This window comes from Microbacterium sp. 2RAF4, from assembly GCF_052115285.1.
GTDB lineage: Bacteria > Actinomycetota > Actinomycetes > Actinomycetales > Microbacteriaceae > Microbacterium > Microbacterium oxydans.
Genome location: NZ_JBFRGI010000003.1, coordinates 124,649 through 144,629 on the forward strand (window position 1 = coordinate 124,649; position 19,981 = coordinate 144,629).

Consider the following 19,981-nt stretch of genomic DNA (forward strand, 5'->3'; position numbering starts at 1 on the left):
GGGGCCAGGGGAGGTCAGCGTCGGACGGCAGCGCTGAACGGATTCGTCAGCGCAGCGGCGGCCTCGCGCAGCGCCTCGCCTACACGCTCGATCCGCTCGTAGTCGGCCTCGGCCGCACGGATCGCGACACCGAGCGCGAGCGGCGGATCGGTCGGCGCCCACCCCTCCAGAGGCACGGCCACGCCGACGATGCCACGGAAGGATTCCTCCGCGTCCAGCGCCCAGCCTCTGCGGCGGGCCGTGGCGAGCACCTCGAGAAGCCCCGACATGGTGGTCGCGCTGCGCTCGGTGAGCTGCGGGAAGACGGCGTCAGCACCGAGGAGCTCGGTCACCTCTTCGTCGCTCATCGCGGCGAGGAGCGCACGTCCGGTCGCCGACAGCGGGGCCGGGAGCCGGGAGCCGAGAGGGGTCCCGAGACGGAGCGACCGCGAGCCCTCGTGACGGGCGAGGTACAGCGCGTCCGTGCCGTCGAGCATGGCGACCTGCACCAGTTCGGAGGCGAGCTGCGGCGAGGCCTCGCACACGCTGTAGAACTCCCGCACCTGGTTGAACTGCGCGGCGAACGCGCCACCCAGTTCCGCGGTGCGCACGCCGAGGCGATAGCCCTGCGGCGTGCGGTCGACCATGCCGCCGGCCTCGAGCGCGAGGCAGAGGTTCGCGGTCGACGACTTCGCCAGCCCGAGGTCCCCGGCGAGCTCGGTGAGCGTGCGCGGACCGCCTGCCTCGGCGAGGATTCCGAGCAGGCGGATGCTGCGGGTCACGGCGGGTGCGGGGTCTCGCCCCTCGCGGGTGTCGTCATCCATGGCCGCGCCTTTCGCGCTCGGTATCTCTCGGGCCGTGAGGACCCGCAGGTCGATCAGTAGAACTCGACCGTATCGACCACGGCGGCCAGCGGCTCGCCATCGAGCAGGCGCGCCGCGTTCTCCGCGAAGCGTCGGGCGATCCGCTCCTCCTCCTTGGAGCTGAGGGCTGCGGTGTGAGGGCTCACCAGCACGTTCGGGTGCCCCCACAGCGGCGAGGCGGCATCGAGCGGCTCCTGCTCGAACACGTCGAGGGCGGCGAAGGCCACGCGGCCATCGTCGAGCGCAGCAAGCAGCGCGACCTCGTCGATCACGGTACCGCGGCCCACGTTGGCGATGATCGCACCGGGCTTGACGGCCTCGAGCACGTCGGCGCCGATCAGATGGTGCGTCTGCGCCGTCCCGGGAAGGGTGACGACGATCGCGTCGACACCGGCCACGGCCTCGGTCAGCTCGTCCAGCGGCACCAGACGATCCACTCCCGCCACCGGCTCGCCCGAGCGCGTCGTGCCCCACACCCGCGCGCCGAGCGCATGGAAGCGTCGCGCGCATTCCGAGCCGATGCCGCCGAGACCGACGACCAGGACCGTCATCTCGTCGAGCTGACGCATCTCCCAGCGATCCGGCCACGTGCGCGTTCCCTGGTCGGCGAGGAGGCGCGGGAGGTTCTTCGCACCCGCCATGACCCCGAACACCGCGAACTCCGCGAGCGGGCCGCCGTGCACGCCGGCGCTCGTCGTGAAGACCACACGGTCGAGGTGCGAACGGTCGAGGCCCGCGGCCTTGACCGAGGCTCCACCCCCGGCAGCGGTCGTCATGACCCATCGCAGCCGCGGGTTCGCGGCAACCGTGCGAGCCAGGGCCCCCGCGTCGACATCGGGGATCCCGAAGAGCACGTCTGCGGAATCGACCAGCGCATCGAAGGCCTGCTGCTGCTCCGGCGTGCGCGTGTACTGAGGATCACCCGACCAGTCGGCAGGACCCCGCATCGGCGGCATCAGGTCGTGGTCGCGGAGCACCTCGAGGCGCGGCTCGAGCTCCTCGATCAATCGGCACAGCTCTTCCCGCAGCGGCACCGCCACGACGGCACGTAGCTTCTTCTCGGTCCCCGTCATCTTGGTCCCCTCCTCGGGAAGTCTGAATCCCTCACCTTAGCCCAGTTCCACCCTGTTGGACACTGTTCTATCTGTTGGATTCTTGCTACGGTGTGCGCATGAGCAACACACCTGCCACCGTCGGCATGGTCGGCCTCGGCGCGATGGGTCGCCCGATGGCGGACCATCTGCTCGCCGCGCACGGTCGGCTCCTCATCCATGCCCGCCGCCCTCAGCCGGAACTGCTGGCTGCCGGAGCCTCCTGGGCGGAGACACCACGCGAACTCGCCTCCAGAGTAGACGTCCTGCTCATGATGCTGCCCGACCTCCCCCCTTTCGAAGCCATGCTCGACGGGCCGGACGGGTTGCTGGCCGACGCCGGCGACCTCCTCATCCTCATCGGGTCCACATCGTCGGCACCGGCCGTGCGCGCGCTCGCGGAGCGGGTGGGCGCACAGACGCAGGGACGGGTGCGGGTCGTCGACTGCCCGGTCTCCGGCGGTGAGGACGGCGCGATCGCCGCAACCCTCTCGATCATGCTCGGAGGGGACGAGGAGGACGCGGCGATCGCCGCCGAGGTGCTCGCTCCCTGCGGCAACCCCGTGCTGCTCGGCCCGCTGGGTGCGGGCGAGGTCGCCAAGGCCTGCAACCAGCTCGTGGTCTCCGCCACGATCATGGCGCTCGGCGAAGCCACCGTGCTCGCCGAGCGCTCGGGCCTCGACCTCGACGCGCTCTGGTCGCTGCTCTCGGGTGGATACGCCGGATCGCGCCTGCTCGACAGCCGCCGCGAGAAGCTCGTCACGGGCGACGACTCCCCCAGCGGCATCGCGCAGTACATGGTGAAGGATCTGGGCTTCGCCGCCGACATCGCCGAAGCCACCGGCACCGCGCCCGTGCTGCTCCCCACCCTGCGTGCGGCTTTCGACGAACTCGTCGCCGCCGGGCTCGGAGACCGCGACATCGCGGTGTCGCGACGCTTCATCGCCTCCCGCGACATCGCCTCTCCCGACATCGACTCTCACGACATCACCTCTCACGACACAGGTCGCCACTGACCTCCCGGACAGCGATACTCTGAAACCACCCCTTCTTCACGATCTCGAGGAGCCTTCTGTGCCCGAAGCATCAGCGAACATCGGAGTCGTCGGACTCGCCGTCATGGGCTCGAACCTCGCCCGCAACCTCGCCAGCCGCGAGGGCAACACGGTGGCGATCTTCAACCGCAGCTACGAGAAGACCCAGACGCTCCTCGACGAGCACCCCGAGGCCGGTTTCGTCCCGGCCCGCACCTACCAGGAGTTCGCCGACTCGCTGCAGAAGCCGCGCACCGCGATCATCATGGTCAAGGCCGGCGGTCCGACCGATGCGGTGATCGACTCGCTGGTCGAGGTGTTCGAGCCGGGCGACATCATCGTCGACGGCGGCAACGCCTACTTCCCCGACACGATCCGTCGCGAGAAGGCCGTCCGCGAGACCGGCATCAACTTCGTCGGCGCCGGCATCTCCGGCGGCGAGGAGGGTGCCCTCACCGGGCCCTCGATCATGCCGGGCGGCTCGGACGAATCGTGGGTCACCCTCGGTCCGATCCTCAAGTCCATCGCCGCGATCGCCGAGGGCGAGCCGTGCGTCACCCACGTCGGCCACGACGGCGCCGGTCACTTCGTCAAGATGGTGCACAACGGCATCGAGTACGCCGACATGCAGCTCATCGCCGAGGCCTACGACCTCATCCGGCGCGGCACCGGCAAGTCGCCCGCCGAGATCGCCGAGATCTTCGCCGAGTGGAACAGGGGCGAACTCGAGTCGTACCTGATCGAGATCACGGCCGAGGTGCTCCGCCAGGTGGACGCCGAGACCGGCAAGCCGCTCGTCGACGTGATCCTCGACCAGGCGGGAGCCAAGGGCACCGGCGCCTGGACCGTGCAGACCGCGCTGTCGCTCGGCGTGCCGGTGTCGGGCATCGCCGAGGCCACGTTCGCCCGCTCGCTGTCTTCGCACCCCGAGCAGCGTGCCGTCGCCGGCGGCCTTCCCGGCCCCGACGAGGAGTTCACGGTGTCGTCCGAAGACACCGAGCAGTTCATCGAGGATGTGCGCCTGGCACTGTATGCGTCGAAGATCGTCGCCTACTCGCAGGGCTTCGACGAGATCCGCGCCGGCGCGGCCGAGTACGGCTGGAACATCGACCTCGGCGCGATCTCCAAGATCTGGCGCGGCGGCTGCATCATCCGTGCGCAGTTCCTCAACCGCATCGCCGATGCCTACGCGGCAACCCCCGACCTCCCCGTGCTGATGACCGCACCCTACTTCGCCGAGGCGTTCACCCGGGCGCAGTCGTCGTGGCGTCGCGTCGTGGTGACCGCAGCGCAGGCGGGCATCCCGGCTCCGGCCTTCTCGTCGTCGCTGTCTTACTACGACGGCATCCGTGCCGACCGCCTCCCTGCCGCGCTCGTGCAGGGACAGCGCGACTTCTTCGGCGCGCACACCTACAAGCGCATCGACAAGCCGGGAACCTTCCACACGCTGTGGTCGGGTGACCGCACCGAGATCGAGGCGGAAGACACGCACTGACGTCCCGTCGACGAAGGGCCGGGTACCGCGAGGTACCCGGCCCTTCGTGCGTCATGACCTCCGCGGGTCACGACGGCCTGCAGGTCACGGCACCGCAGCGACCCCCTCCGTCGTGATGTCCCGCACCGTGCCCTTCGAGAGACGGAGACGCCGGGTCGCTCGCCGCGCCACCGCCGAATCGTGTGTCACCACGATGACCGTGATCCCCTCGGCGCACAGCGACTCGAGCAGGGCCAGGATCTCGTCCCGCATGCTCTCATCGAGGTTGCCCGTCGGCTCGTCGGCGAGCAGCACTCGCGGCTTCTTGACGAGGGCCCGCGCGATGGCGACCCGCTGCTGCTGCCCTCCGGAGAGCTCCGCCGGCAGATGGTCGCCTCTGTCGTCGAGACCGACGTGGGCAAGAGCCTCCGCGACCCTGGCGCGACGCTCGGGCCTGTCGACCCCCAGCGGCTCGAGCGCCATGTCGACGTTCTCGGTGGCGGTGAGAGTGGGGATCAGGTTGAATCCCTGGAACACGAAGCCGATCTCCTCCGCCCTGATCCGGGTGAGCTCGGCGCTCGAAGCGGACGCGAACTCGCTGCCGTCCAGCAGAAGCGATCCCGTGGAGGGTGTGTCGAGGGCGCCGAGCAGTTGCAGCAGGGTCGACTTGCCCCCTCCTGTCGGGCCCTGGATCGTGACGAACTCGCCGGACATGATGTCGAGGTCGACGCCCGTCAGCACTTTCACGATGCGCCCCTTCTGCGTGTACGTCCGGGTGACGCCCGCGACACGGTAGAGCGGCCGCTCCCTCCCGTCTGTCGGCGCCGTCGGTGTGAGGTCTGCAATGGTCATGGTCTTCTCCTTCTCTGGGGTATCCGTCTGTTCTCCGGGGTATCCGTCTGGCGTGATGTCGGGGTCGGCCGCTCGTCGTTCGCCCGAGACCTGGTCATGCGACCGAGCGCAGTGCCTCGGCGGGGCTGAGCCGGGCGGCCCTCCAGCCACCGAACGCGCCGGCGACGACGCCGCCGAGCACGGCGAGTCCGACAGCGGCCAGCAGCACCCCCGGCGTGAACGGTGCCTGGAGCACGATGTCCGCCGTCTGCTGCCCCTGGAACACCGCACCGCCTCCGGTCGGGCCACCGCCCATGCCGCCAGGGCCTGCTTGACTTCCCCCGCTCGCGGCGACGGTCGGACGCAGGACGTTGATGAGCACGATGCCGATGACACCAAGGACGAGGCCAGCGGCTCCCCCGATGAGTCCCTGCACCATCGACTCACCCGCGACCTGGCGGACGACCCGCCCGTTGGACCAGCCGATCGCCTTGAGGGTTCCGAACTCCCTAGTGCGTCGCCCCACGCCCGAGAGGGTGAGCAGCACCGAGAGCAGCAGAGCGACGGCGAGGACGATGACGGAGAGCCAGGTGCCGAGGTTCGTGATCAGCGCCGTGGCGCTGGAGAGGGAACCCGACACCGTCGAGGCGAGCTCGGACTGCGACGTGACGGTGGCATCCGGGAGCTCTTCGGCGAGCGCGGACTGGACCGCATCGATCGAGGCGGCCGAATCGGCCTGGACGTACACGGTGGAGATCACGTCGTCGACTCCGGCGAGGGTCTGCGCTGTGCGCAGCGGCAGATACACGTTCGCTGCCGTGTCCGCACTGTCCGACGTGGATCCGAGGATCCCGACGACCTCCACGTCGGAGCCGGCCACGTCGATGGTGTCTCCGACCGCGATCTCGTTCGTGGAGGCGTACGTGCTGTCGACCAGGGCGACCAGTGCCTCGGCGTCATCGGCGTCGAGACCGCGACCGTCCGTCACCGTGGCCGAGGCCATCGGCCCCACGGCAGTGGCAGATGGATCGATGCCGAGCACGGAGAAGGAGTCCACCCCGAAAGAGCCCCCGCCGCCCGCTGCGCCATCCGGTGGCGTCTGCCCTTCCTCCGGCGCGGCGGGCTGCTCGCCGTCCTGCGGCGCGAATCCACCGCTGGGCACCTCGCCGGAGAACGTGGAGTTCGTGAGGCTCAGCGCCCCGGATGCCGCCGAGACACCCTCGGTCGCGGCGACGGTGTCGAGCACGGACGAGTCGAGGGTGCCGCGCAGGAAGTCGGTTCGCAGCGTGGACTGCGCGAGCGTGGTGGTCTCACCGTCGCTCTCACCGGCATCCGCGTCGAAGTCGAAGCGCGGCCCGTCGCCCTGGCCCGGCTCGGCGGCAGCGCCCGTGACCGTGAGGTCGGTGCCGACTCCGTAGACGGACGCGAGAGCCTGCGCCTGAGCGTCCCGCACCCCCGCAGTGAGGGCGTTGACCACGATCACCAGCGCGATCGCGATCGCCAGCCCGATCGCGACGATCAGGGTCTGCTTCTTACGGCCGGCGAGCTCGCGCCGCAGATATGTTCCGTACATCTCTCTCCTTCCGCCGCGGCCATCGCGGGGCGAGATCGACGTTAGGAATCGCGCATATGCGGGATCGAGGGTCCGGTGATGAGAACGCTATGGAGCGCGGCTCACACCGCGCGCACGGCCTCGACGAATGCCCTGGCGCGGACAGCGAGAGCGTCGAGATCGCCGCCTCTGGTCGCCGCATCGCCGACCAGAGGTCCGCCGACCCCGACGCCGAAGGCACCGGCCGCGAGATAGTCGCCGACGGTGTCGACGCTCACACCTCCCACGGGGATGATCCGCGCGTGCGGGAACGGGTCGCGCACGGCGCGGATGAAGCCGGGGCCGAGCGCCGACGCGGGGAACAGCTTCACGGCCGCGCTGCCGAGGTCGTGACCGCGCTGGACCTCCGTCGGCGTGTAGACACCGGGCAAGACGCCGACGCCGCAGCTGACGGCGTAGCGCACGGATGCGCTGAGCGTCGGCGTGACCATGAACTGCGCGCCGGCGGATACGGCTCGGTCGACATCCGCCTCGTCGAGCACGGTGCCGGCGCCGATCAGCGCTTCGCCCGGAGCGTCGTGCACCACCTGCGCGATCGCCTCCTCCGCGTCGTGGAGGGTGAGGGCGATCTCGAGCGTGCGCACGCCGGCGTCCAGGAGTGTCCGTGCGGCGGCGACCGTCGCATCGACGTCGGTTCCGCGGAGGATCGCGACGAGCCGCGTGCGGCGCAGCCGTTCGCGCAGCTGATCGTTGTCGACGGCGCTCACAGCGCGCCCTCCCCTGCCCTGCGGGCCGTCGGCACCACGCCACGCCATGGGTATGCCGGGACGCCGCCGACATCCACCCGCACGCCGAGAAGCGCACCGTCGGCATCAGCGGGTTCCGCCAGGCCGATGCTCGCGGTGGTGATCACGAGCAGGCGGTCCACGAGAGCCACGGCGGTCGGACGCTTCGCCGGGAGGACGATGGTCTCCACGAGCTCACCAACGGGAGAGTAGCGGCGCACCTCGGAGGCGTCCCAGACCGCGACCCAGAGCATGCCCTCGAGGTCGATCGCCATGCCGTCGGGGTTGCCGCCCTCGACCCGGCACACCCTGCGGCGATTCGACAGCTCCCCGTCCGGCGTCACGTCGAAGGCCTCGATGCTGCGGTCCGGCAGAGTGTCGATGTAGAACAGCGTGGCTCCCGTGCTGTCGAAGGCGAGACCGTTGGACACCGTGACCCCTTCCAGGCGAGCAGTCGGCTCACCATCGGGGCCGATGCTCCACAGCGTGCAGTGCGGGTCGCGGGGCATCGACTGGCTGCCCACCCAGAAGCGACCGACCGGATCACCGCCGCCGTCGTTCATGTAGTCGCCCGGTGCGGCGATGTCATCCGTGAGTGGGGAGACGGATCCGTCGTCGCTCACGTGCACGACGCGACGATCGACTCCGACCAGCCAGCCCTGCCCCGGCTGCGCGAGCGGGATCGGGGCACCGATCTGCGCGCCGACGACGACAGCCGCCTCTGGCACGATCCGTCCCTCGACGAGCCGCCCGCGGTGCAGCGAACCCGTCGCCATGTCGATCCAGGCGAGGCCGCCGTCGCGACCGTCCCACCGCGGAGACTCGGCCTGGACGTATCGGGCGTCGGAGAGGATCTCGACGGTTCGGGAGGGCGGGGTGTGCGACATCCGGGGGCGTCCTTCGCTGGTAGCTCGTAACCGTTATGTGGCAGACTATCTCACAATATGCATAACACTTGCGAGAAATGTGGACAGACGATGATGAAGGCGGGAAACAGCTGATGGCTCCGACACTCCATGGCTTGATGCCCATTCTGGCAACGCCCTTCGACGAATCGGGCGCCCTCGACCGTGCCGGCCTGCGTCGGCTGGTCGAGTTCCAGCTCGCCTCCGGGGTCGACGGTGTCGCCGTCTTCGGCATGGCGAGCGAGGGCTTCGCACTGACGACGGAGGAACGACGGACGATCCTGGACGATGTCGTCCAGGTGGTCGACGGCCGGATCCCGGTGATCGCCGGCGTCAACGGCACGTCCACCGCGACCTCGATCGAGCAGGCCCTCCTCGCGGAGGAAGGCGGCGCCGACGCTCTCATGGTGCTCCCGCCGTTCATGGTGAAGCCGCCGGCGGCGACGCTCGTCGACTTCTACGGCGACGTGGCCGCGGCCACCTCGCTCTCCGTCATGGTGCAGGACGCTCCCGGCGTCACCGGCGTGGTGATGGCTCCGGCCCTGATCGCCGAGATCGCCCGGCTCGACGGCGTCGACTCCGTCAAGGTGGAAGCTCCGCCGACGGCGCCCAAGGTCGGGGCCGTGGTCTCGGCGATCGATGACCCCGACTTCGCCGTGCTCGGCGGACAGAACGCGCAGTTCTGCCTGGAGGAGTACGCCAGGGGCGCCGTCGGAACGATGCCCGCCTGCGAGTTCCCCGACCTGCTCGGCCCTGTGCTCGACAGGTTCCTGGAGGGGCGCGTCGACGAGGCCAGAGCCGAGTTCCGTCGTATGCTCCCTCTCGTGCTCATCGGTCTGCAGGGCGGCATCGCGTGGGCGGTGCACAAGGAGGTCCTCGTCGCGCGCGGCATCATCGACCACGCGACGGTCCGCTACCCCGCGTCGCGCCTCGACGCCGGCAGTCGTGCGTCCGTGAAGCTCGTGATCGACGAGCTCGCCCTTCCTCCCATCCCCACCACGGTGCGCGTGTGACCGGCCGCGGCGTTCTGCTGATCGGCGGCAGCTCCGACATCGGTCTCGCCATCGCCCGCGCCTTCGCCGACGGCGGGGACACCGTCGTCGGCGTGGGGATCGATGACAGCGACGACGCCGTCTTCGCTCGGTATCTCGTCGCCGACTGCAGCCGTCCGGAGCACGCAGACGCCGTGGTCGCGGATGCGGAGCAGGCACTCGGCCGACTCGATGTCGTCGTGCTCGCCGCCGGACGCATGCCGATCGCCCGCGCCGAGGCCACGAGCGACGAAGACTGGCGCGGCGCCCTGGGGGCCACGCTCGACTCGGCGTTCTTCGTGGCGCGCGCGGCTCTTCCCCGTCTCTCCACCGGGTCGTCGATCGTGGCGGTGACCTCCGTGAACTCGTCGCTCGCCGCCCCGGCCTTGGCGGCCTACGCAGCCGCCAAGGCCGGAGTGGACGGCCTGGTACGGCAGCTGGCACTGGACTACGGCCCCCGAGGCATCCGCGTGAACGCCGTGCAGCCGGGCAGCATCTCCGCGCAGGACACCGGTGAGAGCGAGGGCTATCCGCTCGGGCGCATCGGGCGCCCGGAGGAGGTCGCGTCCGTCGTGGCGTTCCTCGCCTCCGATGCCGCGTCGTTCGTCACCGGCACGTCGATCGCGGTCGACGGCGGGCTGTCGATCTCCTCCCCCGCAGCCTGGCTCAAGCCGGTGCTGCGCGAACGCTGGCTCTGACCCGCTCACCTATACGAAGAAGGCCGCATCCCTTTCCGGGACGCGGCCTTCTTCGTATCTCCGGCCGCTCTCGAATCGCGCGAATGGGTGCATCCCGAGAAGAATGCACCCATTCGCGCGATACGAAACGATCAGGAGTTGGCGTCGAGCAGCCCCTGGACTTCCTTCTTCAGCGCGTTGAGGCCGGCCTGCACCTCGACCTGCCCGGCGAGGATCGTCGCGACTCCCGCGCCGATCGCGGCGTCGATCTGCGCGGTGACCGCGACACGGTCCCACGCGGCACCGCGTGCATGCTCGGAGACCTCGGTGCGGAAGGCTCCCTGGAACTTGTCCGCTGCGAGGGCGGGGATCTTGTCCGCGACGCTCTTGGCGGCCGGGGCCACAGCGGAGTTCTCGTAGAGCGCGGTCGCCGCCTCGACGTTCGTCGCGGCGTAGAGGATGAAGTCACGGCTCGTGAGCTCTCCCTCACCCGCCGTCGCGAAGACACCGCTGCCCCATGCACGGTTGAAGGAGTCCTTGCCACCGGCGGTCGGACGCGCGATCGCGCCGATGTTGTCGATGATGTTCTGCGCGGCACCGTTCGTCTTGACGAAGGTCGACGCGAGCGGGGCGTCGTCGTACAGGGCAGCCCGACCGCTCGCGAACAGGATGCGGGCATCGCTGCGCGCCACGTTGGTCTGCGTCAGACCGGCGTCCTGCAGGGACTTGTACCAGGTGACGGCCTTGACGCTCTCGGCGTCCCCGAGGGTGCAGGTCAGGTCATCGGTGACGACATCGCTGCCGAAGCCCCACATCCACGGTACGGCGTCCTTCAGATCGGGGTTCTTCGTGACGGCGGCGTACGGGATCAGCGAGGAGTCCTGCTTCTTGATCTTCTCGAGCGCCGTGGCGAACTGCTCCACGGTCATGCCCGACTTGATGCCGACGCTCTTCGCGATCTCGCCGTTCGTGATGATGCCGATGCCGGCAGCCGTGAGCGGCAGCACGAGCAGCTTGCCGTCCATCGTGTAGGAGTCGAGCACACCCTGCGGGATGCCCAGACCCTTCGCGAGGTCGGTGAGGTCGGCGAGCACGTTCATCGGAGTGAGCACCTGCCAGCCGCCCGACTGTCCGACGCCCATGAGGTTGCCGGAGCGCCCGGTCAGGGCGAGCTGCGTGGCGGCCTGATCGTACGGGTAGATGACCGGCGCGACCTTGACGCCCTCCTGCTTCGCGAAGCCGTCGAGGATGCCCTGCCACGCCGACTTCAGGGCCTCTTCGCCGAGCGAGTTGCCGTAGAAGTTGATGGTCTTGGCTTCGGTGGCTCCTGCAGCCGTGGCTCCGGCTCCGGTGCCGGGGGCGGCGGGGGTCGCACAGCCGGCGAGCGCGAGTGCGCCGAATGCCGCCAGGACGGTTCCGCCTCCGAGGAAGGCTCGGCGGCTCAGCTGCGAGTTCGAGATGTTCATGAGACTGCTCCTTCGGGATGAGGGGTGACGAGCGGTGCTGCGGTGCGGCGCTATCCCTTGACCGCCCCGGCGGCGAGGCCGGAGACGAAGTAGCGCTGCAGGAGGATGAAGATGAGGACGAGCGGGAGGGAGGTGATCAGGGACGCCGCCATGAGCGCGGGCCAGTCCGCCGTGCCCTCGCGGATGAACGCCTGGGTGAGACCCGCCGGCAGCGTCTGCTTGTCGGGTCCTGCGAGCGTGAGAGCGAAGAGGAGATCGCTCCAGCCCCGCATGAAGGCGAACATCCCGGCGGTGATGAGTCCGGGGACCACGAGCGGGAACACGATGCGGAACATCGTCCCCGTGCGCGAGAGTCCGTCGACCTTGGCGGCCTCGATGATGTCGTCCGGCAGCGCGTCGATGATGCCCTTCAGCAGGAACACCGCGAGCGGCAGCGTGAACGTCGTGAACGAGATGATCAGTGCCGTATAGGTGTACAGCAGCCCTGCCGAGCTCAGCATCAGGTAGAGCGAGATGAGCAGCAGCGCACCGGGGATCAGCTGGCCGATGAGGAACATGAACATGACGGCGTTGCGACCGCGGTAGCGGAACTTCGACAGGGAGTACGCCATCAGTCCGCCGACCAGGACGGCGAGCAGCGCGGTACCGGTGGAGACGATGATGCTGTTGAGGAGGTTCTTCAGCAGCAGATCGTTCTGGAAGAAGCCGATGAAGTTCTCGAAGGTCGGATCCACCGGGAAGAACGGACGGTCGAGCGAGAAGACGTCCTCCTTCTTCGTGAACGCGGTGGCCGTGAGCCAGTACACCGGGAGCAGGCCGAACAGCGCCAGCAGCAGGAGCAGCACACGTCCGGGGATGGACAGGTGGGGGCGGATGATCGACTCCCCCACATCGCGACTACGGCGCATCACTTCTCCAGCCGTCGGTTGAGGAACAGGTATCCGGTGGTGATGATGGCCAACAGGACCAGCCAGAGCGTGCCCATGGCGGAGGCCTTGCCGAGCTCGTAGCTGCCGAACGCGAGGTCGTAGAGGCTGACCGCGAGCGTCGTGGTCGAGTTGCCCGGCCCCCCACCGGTCATGACGAAGATCGTGTCGAAGTTGCCGAAGTTGTAGATGAACTCCAGGACGGCGACGAGGGTCACGGGGCCGGCGATGTGCGGCAGCGAGATGTGGCGGAACCGCTGCGCGCGGGTCGCACCGTCGATGGTGGCGGCCTCGATCTGCTCGCTCGGAAGCGTCTGCAGCACCGCGAGGGCCACGACCATGATCCACGGGAACGAATGCCACGTCTTGGCGATGACCACCGCCGCCATGGCGCCGGTCGGGGTGCCGAGCATGCTGACCTCGGGAAGGCCGAACACCGAGAGCACGTGGTTGACGACACCGTAGCTGTCGTTGAAGATCCACGCCCAGAGGAAGGAGACGACCACACCGGGGAGCAGCCAGGGGAGCATGAGAGCCCCGCGCAGGATGTTCCGTCCGCGCATGCGGGCGTTCAGCAGCAGCGCCAGGGCCACGCCGAGCACGAGCGGGAAGATCGTGGAGAGCGACGCGAAGACGAGGGTCGTGCCGAGCCGGGCGAAGAACTCGTCCCAGACGGCCGCGTAGTTGTCGAGACCGACGAACGTGCGCTCCGGACGCAGGAGGGATTGATCGAACAGGCTCGTGAAGATGCTCGACACGAGTGGGAAGATCGCGATCACGAGGAACAGGAGGACCGCGGGAAGTGCGATCATGAAACCGAAGGTGCGATCCTTCGCGCCCAGCGTGGAGCGTCGCCCGGAGCGTGGCTCGACGGCCTTCTGCTCGCTCTCTGCGGGCCGCTCGAGTATGGCTTGTTGCATTGCAGTCACTTTCCAGTAGAGACGACCCCCGCGGGGCCCTGCGCGTCGTCGTCACAGTCGTCAACGTCGACGTGCGGCCAGTTAACCACAATGCGGATGCGAAATCCACAAAATGCATACGACACCCACATTTGTGTTGCTCGAAGCCATTTCTCTGAATAGGATGACTGGCAGCGGTGACCAGCCGCGACGTCGCCTACGCGGCGGCAGTACTGAGGAGGAGTGACCATGGCATCGGAATCGGTGGGCGGCACCCAGACCGTCGAACGGGCGATGTCGTTGCTCGCCTGCTTCACCGAGGAGTCGGGCGAGCTGCGGGTCTCGGAGCTCTGCACCCTCACCGGGCTCGGCCAGTCCACGGTCTCGCGGATGATGTCGGCACTGGACCGCATGAAGTTCGTGGTCCAGGACCCGCGCACCGGCCTCTACCGCCTGGGTCCGGCCGCCGTCTCGCTCGGCACGATCGCCCTCAACGGCTCCCCCATCTTCCGCGCGGCGCGGCAGATCGCGCAGAACCTCGCCCGCCGGATCGAGATCGGTGTGAACGTCGCCGAGCTCAGCGGCTTCACCTTCATGTACCTCTGCAACTTCGAGGGGGCGCTCGCACCGAAGTCGTTCGACATGGCGGGCCGCACGGGCCCCCTGCACGCCACCGGCATCGGCAAGGCGCTGCTCTCCGGCATGACCGACGCGCAGGTGGACGAGTACTTCGCACAGGCGCCGCAGCGCTTCACCCCGCACACGATCGTCGACCGTGACGCCATGCAGCTGGCGCTCGACGAGACGCGCAGCCGCGGGTACTCGACCGAGATCGAGGAACTCGCCTTCGGACGCGCCTGCATCGCCGCCCCGATCCGCAACCGGGCAGGCGAGATCGTGGCCGGCATCTCGGCCAGCGGCCCGCTGTCCGTGTTGGATCTGCACGCCCCGCATCAGGAGCTCGCGCTGCAGCTGATCGAAGCCGCCGACGAGATCTCCGTCGCCCTCGGATACAGCCCTTCCCGCACCGCATCCGCGTTCGCCGCGCTCTGACGCCCGGCCGCGACGCCCCCTACCCCTGACCGCGGCACCAGCCGCCGGCCGCTCGCCCATCGATGTCTTTGGAGACCCCTGTGAGAATCACGCGCGTCCAGACCTTTCCGCTCTACCTCTCGAAGGAGGAGGCGAACAACTCCTACGCGGGCGACACCGCGGTCGACCACCGCGGCTATGTGATCCGTCCCCCGTGGCGAAGCCTGTACTCCCCCGGCTACGAGACCCTGCTGGTGAAGATCGAGACCGACGAGGGGCTGATCGGATGGGGCGAGGCGCTCGCTCCGGTCGCGCCGGTCGTGGTCGCGGCGATCGTGGACAACCTGCTGGCCCCGCTCATCCTCGGCGAGGACCCGCGTTCGGTACGCACGCTCTGGCACCGGATGACCGAGTCGATGCGCGAGCGCGGGCACCTCACCGGGCATCAGGCCGACGCGATGGCAGCCGTCGACATCGCCCTGTGGGACCTCTGGGGTCACGCGACCGGGCTCTCGGTCTCCGAGCTCGCCGGCGGACGCTTCCACGAGGTGCTGCCCACGTACGTCTCCGGTATCCGCGGCGTGGACGACGTCGAGCGCGCGGAGAAGACGGCCGAGCTCGTCGAAGGGGGCGTGCGGCGCATCAAGCTCCACCTCGGCGTCGACATCCGCACCGACCTCGCCACCTACGACGCGGTCCGCGGCGTGCACCCCGACCTCGACGTCGCACTCGACGCGCACTGGACCTACCGCCTCGGCGAGGCTCGTGCTCTCGGTCGGGAACTCGACGACCGCAGGGCCTGGTTCTTCGAGGCGCCGCTCGCCCCGGAAGACGTGGAGGGCCACCGTGACCTGGCTTCCGCGCTCGCGACACCGATCGCGGTCGGCGAGGCGATGCGCAGCCGCTTCGAGTTCACCGACTGGCTCACGCGCCGCGCGGTCGGGCTCACGCAACCCGACATCGGCCGTACCGGCATCACCGAGGGCCTCGCGATCTCTGCTGTCGCCGACGCCTTCCACGTGCAGGTCGCCCCTCACCACTCCGCCGCCTTCGGGATCGCGATGGCGGCCGGCGTGCACGTCGCGGCGAGCGCCGCCTCGCTCCTCGCGTTCGAGTACCAGCCGTTCACGCTCCCCGTCGCCAACCGTCTGCTCACGATGCCCCTCGAGGTGCGCGCTGACGGCGGCTTCGTCGTCCCGACCGGGCCGGGCCTCGGCGTCGCGGTCGACGAGGACGCGATCAAGGAGTACGTGCGCCACTGACGCCGCAGCTCTCCTGAGAATCGCGCAGATGGTCGCATCCGCCAGGCGGATGCGACCATTCGCGCGATTCGAACCGGGGAGTCAGTCTCCGATGCGGACGAACTGCGCGGCGCTGACCCGGTGGATGCTGGTGTTGCGCACCTCGAGTCGCACGGTGCCTGTGGCACCGGCCGCATAGCGGAACGAGCCCAGCGAGCGCCATGCGGCTGCACCCTGGGTCTGGTCCACGATCACCTCGGAGCTGCCGTTCTGATGCTCCACGACGTAGGCCGCCGACGTCGTGGTCGTGGGGTTCGTCGGATACCAGACCGAGACGCGGTAGAGCCCTGCCTGCGGAAGGTCGACGTTCCACGTCACGGTGCTGCCCACCGAGTCGGAATCGCTGTACCGGGTGCGGGTGCCGTTCCATCCGGAGAGCCCGCTGGGGTACCAGTTCCCCGCCTCGAGGTAGCCCGGCCACGGCGACTGCGTGTGGGCGATCACGCCCTCGTCGGCGACGCGCACGAGCACTCCTCGACGGAGGCTCTGATCCAGGCGTGCCTCGAAGCGCGTCGACGAGCCCGGTGCGACACCCGAGCCGGCCGTCACCGTCCAGGTATGGGTCAGGTCGGATCTGGGTGGCACGGTGATCGTCGTGCTCTGCTGCCCGACGCTCCACCCCGTGACGCCGTAGAGGGCGAGCGTGCCCTGCAGGGGGGTCACCCCGGTGTTGATGACGAGTGCGGTCAGCTTCGCGACGGCACCCGGCCCGCTCACGATCTCGACATCGGAGGTGAGCGACACCAGTCGGCGCCGGTCGATCACCTCGATCGCGGCCGGTCTGAGCGTGACGGGATCCTCGCCCGTGACCGTGAGCTTCGCCTTCACCTCGACCTCACCGAGTGGTGCGGCGGCGGCGATCACCGCGGCCGATTCCACTCGGGCAGACCCCTGAGCCGGGACGGAGACGGCCGGGACCGCGCCGTCGAGCTGCCACCCGGACGGGAGTGTGATCGCGACCGTGCCGGTGATCGGGTCGTCCGTCGCGTTGCGCACTTCGATCGTCAGCGGCACACGGTCACCGGCGGTGCCCGTCGCCTGCGCGATGACATCTCCTCCGAGCCCCGGGTTCGCGCCGCTGATCCGTGCGGGCAGCTTCAGCGTGACCTCGGGAGTGGTCACGCCGCCGGAGGTGATGGTGTACCGGAAGGTGTCGGTCAGGTCGTCGACCGGGATCGTCCATTCGAACGGATACGCCTTCTGCGGCGCCTGCTGCACCGCGTTCCCGCCGATCCGGTACGACAGTGTCGCCTGCTGCTCCGTGTCGATCTGCACGTACGCGTCGTACCCCTGACCGCCGGGGCGCACCAGGAGGATCCCGCGCGCGACGCCGTACTCGGTCGCCGGGTCGGAGTCGACCTCGTGGAAGCTGTCCGGCCCGTGATCGACGATGTCGTCGAACGGCAGCTCGGGACGCTGCACGTCGACGTCGCGCACCACGAGGGCCACCAGCCCGCGCGCGGGGACCGTCACGGAGACCCGTCCGCTGCTCGCCGCTCCGGTCGAGCGGGTGCCGTTCGCCGTCACCAGCTCCACGGGCGTCGAGGAGTTGCGAGGCACCCCGGTGAGGTCGCTGGAGAGGTCGACGACCACCTGCTGCGCGGTCCCTGCGGAGTTGGTCAGGCTGATGTACAGGGCACCGTTGCCGACACCGCCGATCCAGTTGACCACCGGGTTGTCGACCGCGATGAGGCCCGCGGGGAAGTACGGCCAGACCCCGTCTTCACCGAAGAACGTCCCCGGTGCATGTCCGTAGGCGAAGAACTTGAAGTACGCGAAATCGGCCTCGAACACGTGCGGGAACTCGATCGCCCCCGCGCTCCGATAGAAGCTCTCGCTGATCAGGTAGTCCATCGCGAGTCCGAGCTGGGCCGGAGCGTGGTGGAAGTAGTACCCCGTGATGCCCACCGGGCCGCTTGTCGCGAAGTCGGGTTTCATGTGCGCGACCTGGAACTGCCGCCCGTAGTACCCGGGGTACGTGGTGAAACGACCGATCACCATGTTGTGCGCGATGTCGGCGAGCAGTTCGTCTCCGGTGTGGTGGGCCAGGCGCAGGAGTGCGCCGGCCCAGCACGGGTTGAACACGTAGCCGCCACCGGGGTTCGCCAGCGTGCTGACACCGAGCTTGAACGACGACAATGCCTCGAACGTCAGCCCCGACGGGGACACGTACCAGGCCGGCACCGTCTCGGTCGGCACGGTGGTGGTGGGATACGACGGGAGGGACGAGCGCGACTCCCAGTCGTACTGCTGCGTGATGACGGAACCGACCGGCACCGTGACCGTCGTGTCCGGCACCGGGCGCACGGCCGTCTGCGTGATGAAGCGCTGCACCTCGCGGTAGGCGCCGTCGAGGAACTCGGACTCCCCCGTGGCCTCGAACATCTCCAGCAGGTCGACCCAGTACTTCGAGAAGCTGTAGGCGAAGCCACCGGGCGGCTGACCGTTGCTGCGATAGGGCGTCAGGATCTGCTCCTGCGAGTACCGCCGCGCGATCAAGGTGGCTTCCGCGAGATAGGCCGGATCCCCCGTGACCCGGTACGTCGCCAGCGCGTTCGAGAACGGGGCTCTGCTCTGCCCGACCACACCCGCTTTGGTCGCCTGCACCGCGAGCCGCTGGATGCCGGCGTTGCGCCCATGGGTGAGCTGGTACAGCGACGCGAGGTTCACGGCATCGGTGGGGATCCGACCGATCCGGTACTGCGTCTTGTCGTTGTAGACGGGACTGCCGATCATCGGCGTATGCCCGATGCCCTTGCGGGAGAGCTGGTACTCGACGAGCGGCCGGGCACGGCGGTCGTAGAGGGTGCTGTCCGCGGTTCCCGTCAGGTAGTGCGCGGAGAGCACGACGCCGCTGGCCGCGGTGCGGACGGCATCCTCGTTCTCGACGTCGACGAATCCCTTGGCACGGTTCCACCACCCCGAGTAGGACGGCACGTACTCGATGGAGTCGTCGCCGCTCGGCTCGACGGCGATCAGCTCCGCCATGGCGTGCACGGCGTCGGTGAGCGACCGGTCATAGACGTTGTGCCGGTACGCCGTGAGGCCGTACTCGTTGCGGCAGAGCTGCGTGTAGGTGCCGTACAGCGTGTCGGCGCGGGCGGCGAGGCCGAAGGCGAACCCGCGCTGCTGGCCGACCGTCATCGCCGTCCGCAGGCCCGGCTGGGGTGCGTACATCGACGGCACGATGTCGAGGCTGTCGTTGCGCAGACTCATGCCGTACGGCTGTCGGTCCGACATCAGCTGCCGCTCGTGCACGAACTCGGCGACCTCCGACGGCAGATAGACACCCGAGGTGACGGCAACATCGCCGACCGCGTACTGGGTCAGCGCCATCGGTGCGAAGAGCTCCCATGCCCCCAGCGGTGCCGAGCCGTCGAGAACCGAGAGCGCATGCTGGTAGGACCCGCAGAGCACCTCGTCGAGGTCGTCGATGGACCGGGTGTCCTGGCTCTGGTAGCCGACGATGTAGTCGCCTGCGGTCTTGGCCGTGAGCACGTAGTGCGCCTCGGGATGCGCGCCCTCCAGCCGCCAGCGGACCACCAGGTCGACGTCATCGGTGCTGGTGGTCAGCTCGATCGCCTGCGGACCGAGCACCTGGAACGACGTGAAGCCCAGCCAGCTCGGCGAGAGCGGGCCGTACAGCTCCGGAGCGCTCCCGGCCGGCAGCGTGCCCTCCAGCACGAGCCACTGCTCGTCGAAGCGGTGGGCGGGGTCGGTGATCTGCAGCCATCCGCCGTTGTGCTTGACCTCGAGGTCGCGCACGATCGTCGCGCCGCCGTCCCACGTCGCCTGCAGGAAGGTCATGCGATGGTTCTGTCCCACCAGCTGAGCGACCTGCGCGAAGGCGAGATTCGGTTTGTCCAGTCGCCGCAGAGCATCGGCATACACGCCGCCGGCGGTGGTGAGTTCGGTGGCCGCCGCAGGGGCCATGCCGCCGGGAGAGCCGAGTACCGGGGGGAGCACGCCGGCGATCACGAGCATTCGCAGCACGGAGCGTCGGCTCCACATCAAGGGGTTGTGTTCGGCACCGTCGCCAGGAGTTGCATCCATGATGCACATACTGCAATCCCTATGCGATGATGTCAATGGATGCGCCGCACCGATCACCCGAGCCCGCATGTCTCGTCGACAC

The 19,981-nt window shown here is 69.0% G+C and carries 16 protein-coding genes; 6 read left to right on the forward strand and 10 right to left on the reverse strand.

Annotated elements, in window-relative coordinates; translation table 11 throughout:
• Positions 1 to 14: 14 nt before the first annotated feature.
• Both AB4070_RS14135 and AB4070_RS14140 read right to left on the reverse strand, forming a co-directional pair.
• Positions 15 to 803 carry an IclR family transcriptional regulator gene (locus AB4070_RS14135; protein ID WP_441980664.1) on the reverse strand — a complete coding sequence of 263 codons (789 nt, stop codon included), beginning with the start codon at positions 801 to 803 and terminating at the stop codon, positions 15 to 17.
• Between the two features lie 53 nt (positions 804 to 856).
• The gene (locus AB4070_RS14140; protein ID WP_441980665.1) at positions 857 to 1,915 is read right to left on the reverse strand and encodes a D-2-hydroxyacid dehydrogenase; all 1,059 of its coding nucleotides are present in this window, start codon (positions 1,913 to 1,915) and stop codon (positions 857 to 859) included.
• 98 nt (positions 1,916 to 2,013) lie between these two features.
• Here AB4070_RS14140 and AB4070_RS14145 point away from each other — a divergent pair, with 98 nt between their 5' ends.
• Together AB4070_RS14145 and gndA are read left to right on the forward strand one after the other, a co-directional pair.
• On the forward strand, positions 2,014 to 2,949 hold the full coding sequence (locus AB4070_RS14145; protein WP_441980666.1) for an NAD(P)-dependent oxidoreductase: 936 nt from the start codon (positions 2,014 to 2,016) through the stop codon (positions 2,947 to 2,949).
• 58 nt (positions 2,950 to 3,007) lie between these two features.
• Positions 3,008 to 4,462, forward strand: a complete 1,455-nt coding sequence (gene gndA / locus AB4070_RS14150; RefSeq protein ID WP_441980667.1) for an NADP-dependent phosphogluconate dehydrogenase — start codon at positions 3,008 to 3,010, stop codon at positions 4,460 to 4,462.
• Positions 4,463 to 4,546: 84 nt separating this feature from the next.
• Here the strand turns inward: gndA and AB4070_RS14155 are convergent, their stop codons facing one another.
• The 4 genes from AB4070_RS14155 to AB4070_RS14170 form a co-directional block, all read right to left on the reverse strand.
• Positions 4,547 to 5,293 (reverse strand): ABC transporter ATP-binding protein, encoded by a 747-nt coding sequence (locus AB4070_RS14155; protein WP_441980668.1) that lies wholly within the window; start codon positions 5,291 to 5,293, stop codon positions 4,547 to 4,549.
• A 94-nt stretch (positions 5,294 to 5,387) separates the two neighbouring features.
• Positions 5,388 to 6,845, reverse strand: coding sequence for an ABC transporter permease (locus tag AB4070_RS14160; RefSeq protein WP_441980669.1), 1,458 nt, complete (start codon positions 6,843 to 6,845; stop codon positions 5,388 to 5,390).
• 101 nt (positions 6,846 to 6,946) lie between these two features.
• Complete coding sequence (locus AB4070_RS14165; protein WP_441980670.1) at positions 6,947 to 7,591, reverse strand: bifunctional 4-hydroxy-2-oxoglutarate aldolase/2-dehydro-3-deoxy-phosphogluconate aldolase; 645 nt, start codon at positions 7,589 to 7,591, stop codon at positions 6,947 to 6,949.
• A complete protein-coding gene (locus AB4070_RS14170) occupies positions 7,588 to 8,496 on the reverse strand; it encodes an SMP-30/gluconolactonase/LRE family protein (RefSeq protein ID WP_441980671.1) in 909 nt (302 codons plus the stop codon). Before AB4070_RS14170 ends, AB4070_RS14165 begins: the two co-directional genes overlap by 4 nt.
• Before the next feature lie 137 nt (positions 8,497 to 8,633).
• Here AB4070_RS14170 and AB4070_RS14175 point away from each other — a divergent pair, with 137 nt between their 5' ends.
• Together AB4070_RS14175 and AB4070_RS14180 are read left to right on the forward strand one after the other, a co-directional pair.
• Positions 8,634 to 9,527, forward strand: coding sequence for a dihydrodipicolinate synthase family protein (locus AB4070_RS14175; protein WP_441980672.1), 894 nt, complete (start codon positions 8,634 to 8,636; stop codon positions 9,525 to 9,527).
• The gene (locus AB4070_RS14180; protein ID WP_441980673.1) at positions 9,524 to 10,243 is read left to right on the forward strand and encodes an SDR family NAD(P)-dependent oxidoreductase; all 720 of its coding nucleotides are present in this window, start codon (positions 9,524 to 9,526) and stop codon (positions 10,241 to 10,243) included. The genes AB4070_RS14175 and AB4070_RS14180 overlap by 4 nt, the downstream gene beginning before the upstream one ends.
• A 131-nt stretch (positions 10,244 to 10,374) precedes the next feature.
• Here AB4070_RS14180 and AB4070_RS14185 read toward each other — a convergent pair whose 3' ends face one another.
• The 3 genes from AB4070_RS14185 to AB4070_RS14195 are packed head-to-tail and all read right to left on the reverse strand — an operon-like array spanning position 10,375 to position 13,534.
• The gene (locus AB4070_RS14185) at positions 10,375 to 11,688 is read right to left on the reverse strand and encodes an ABC transporter substrate-binding protein (protein ID WP_441980674.1); all 1,314 of its coding nucleotides are present in this window, start codon (positions 11,686 to 11,688) and stop codon (positions 10,375 to 10,377) included.
• 50 nt (positions 11,689 to 11,738) lie between these two features.
• Entirely contained in the window at positions 11,739 to 12,596 is an 858-nt protein-coding gene (locus AB4070_RS14190; RefSeq protein ID WP_052674532.1) for a carbohydrate ABC transporter permease, read from the reverse strand.
• Complete coding sequence (locus AB4070_RS14195) at positions 12,596 to 13,534, reverse strand: carbohydrate ABC transporter permease (protein WP_045262209.1); 939 nt, start codon at positions 13,532 to 13,534, stop codon at positions 12,596 to 12,598. The genes AB4070_RS14190 and AB4070_RS14195 overlap by 1 nt, the downstream gene beginning before the upstream one ends.
• 228 nt (positions 13,535 to 13,762) lie before the next feature.
• On the opposite strand from AB4070_RS14195, the gene AB4070_RS14200 reads away from it, so the two are divergent.
• Positions 13,763 to 14,566, forward strand: a complete 804-nt coding sequence (locus AB4070_RS14200; RefSeq protein WP_045262208.1) for an IclR family transcriptional regulator — start codon at positions 13,763 to 13,765, stop codon at positions 14,564 to 14,566.
• Between the two features lie 80 nt (positions 14,567 to 14,646).
• Positions 14,647 to 15,807 (forward strand): mandelate racemase/muconate lactonizing enzyme family protein, encoded by a 1,161-nt coding sequence (locus AB4070_RS14205; RefSeq protein WP_441980675.1) that lies wholly within the window; start codon positions 14,647 to 14,649, stop codon positions 15,805 to 15,807.
• An 81-nt stretch (positions 15,808 to 15,888) separates the two neighbouring features.
• Here the strand turns inward: AB4070_RS14205 and AB4070_RS14210 are convergent, their stop codons facing one another.
• On the reverse strand, positions 15,889 to 19,899 hold the full coding sequence (locus tag AB4070_RS14210; RefSeq protein ID WP_441980676.1) for a golvesin C-terminal-like domain-containing protein: 4,011 nt from the start codon (positions 19,897 to 19,899) through the stop codon (positions 15,889 to 15,891).
• Positions 19,900 to 19,981 lie beyond the last annotated feature (82 nt).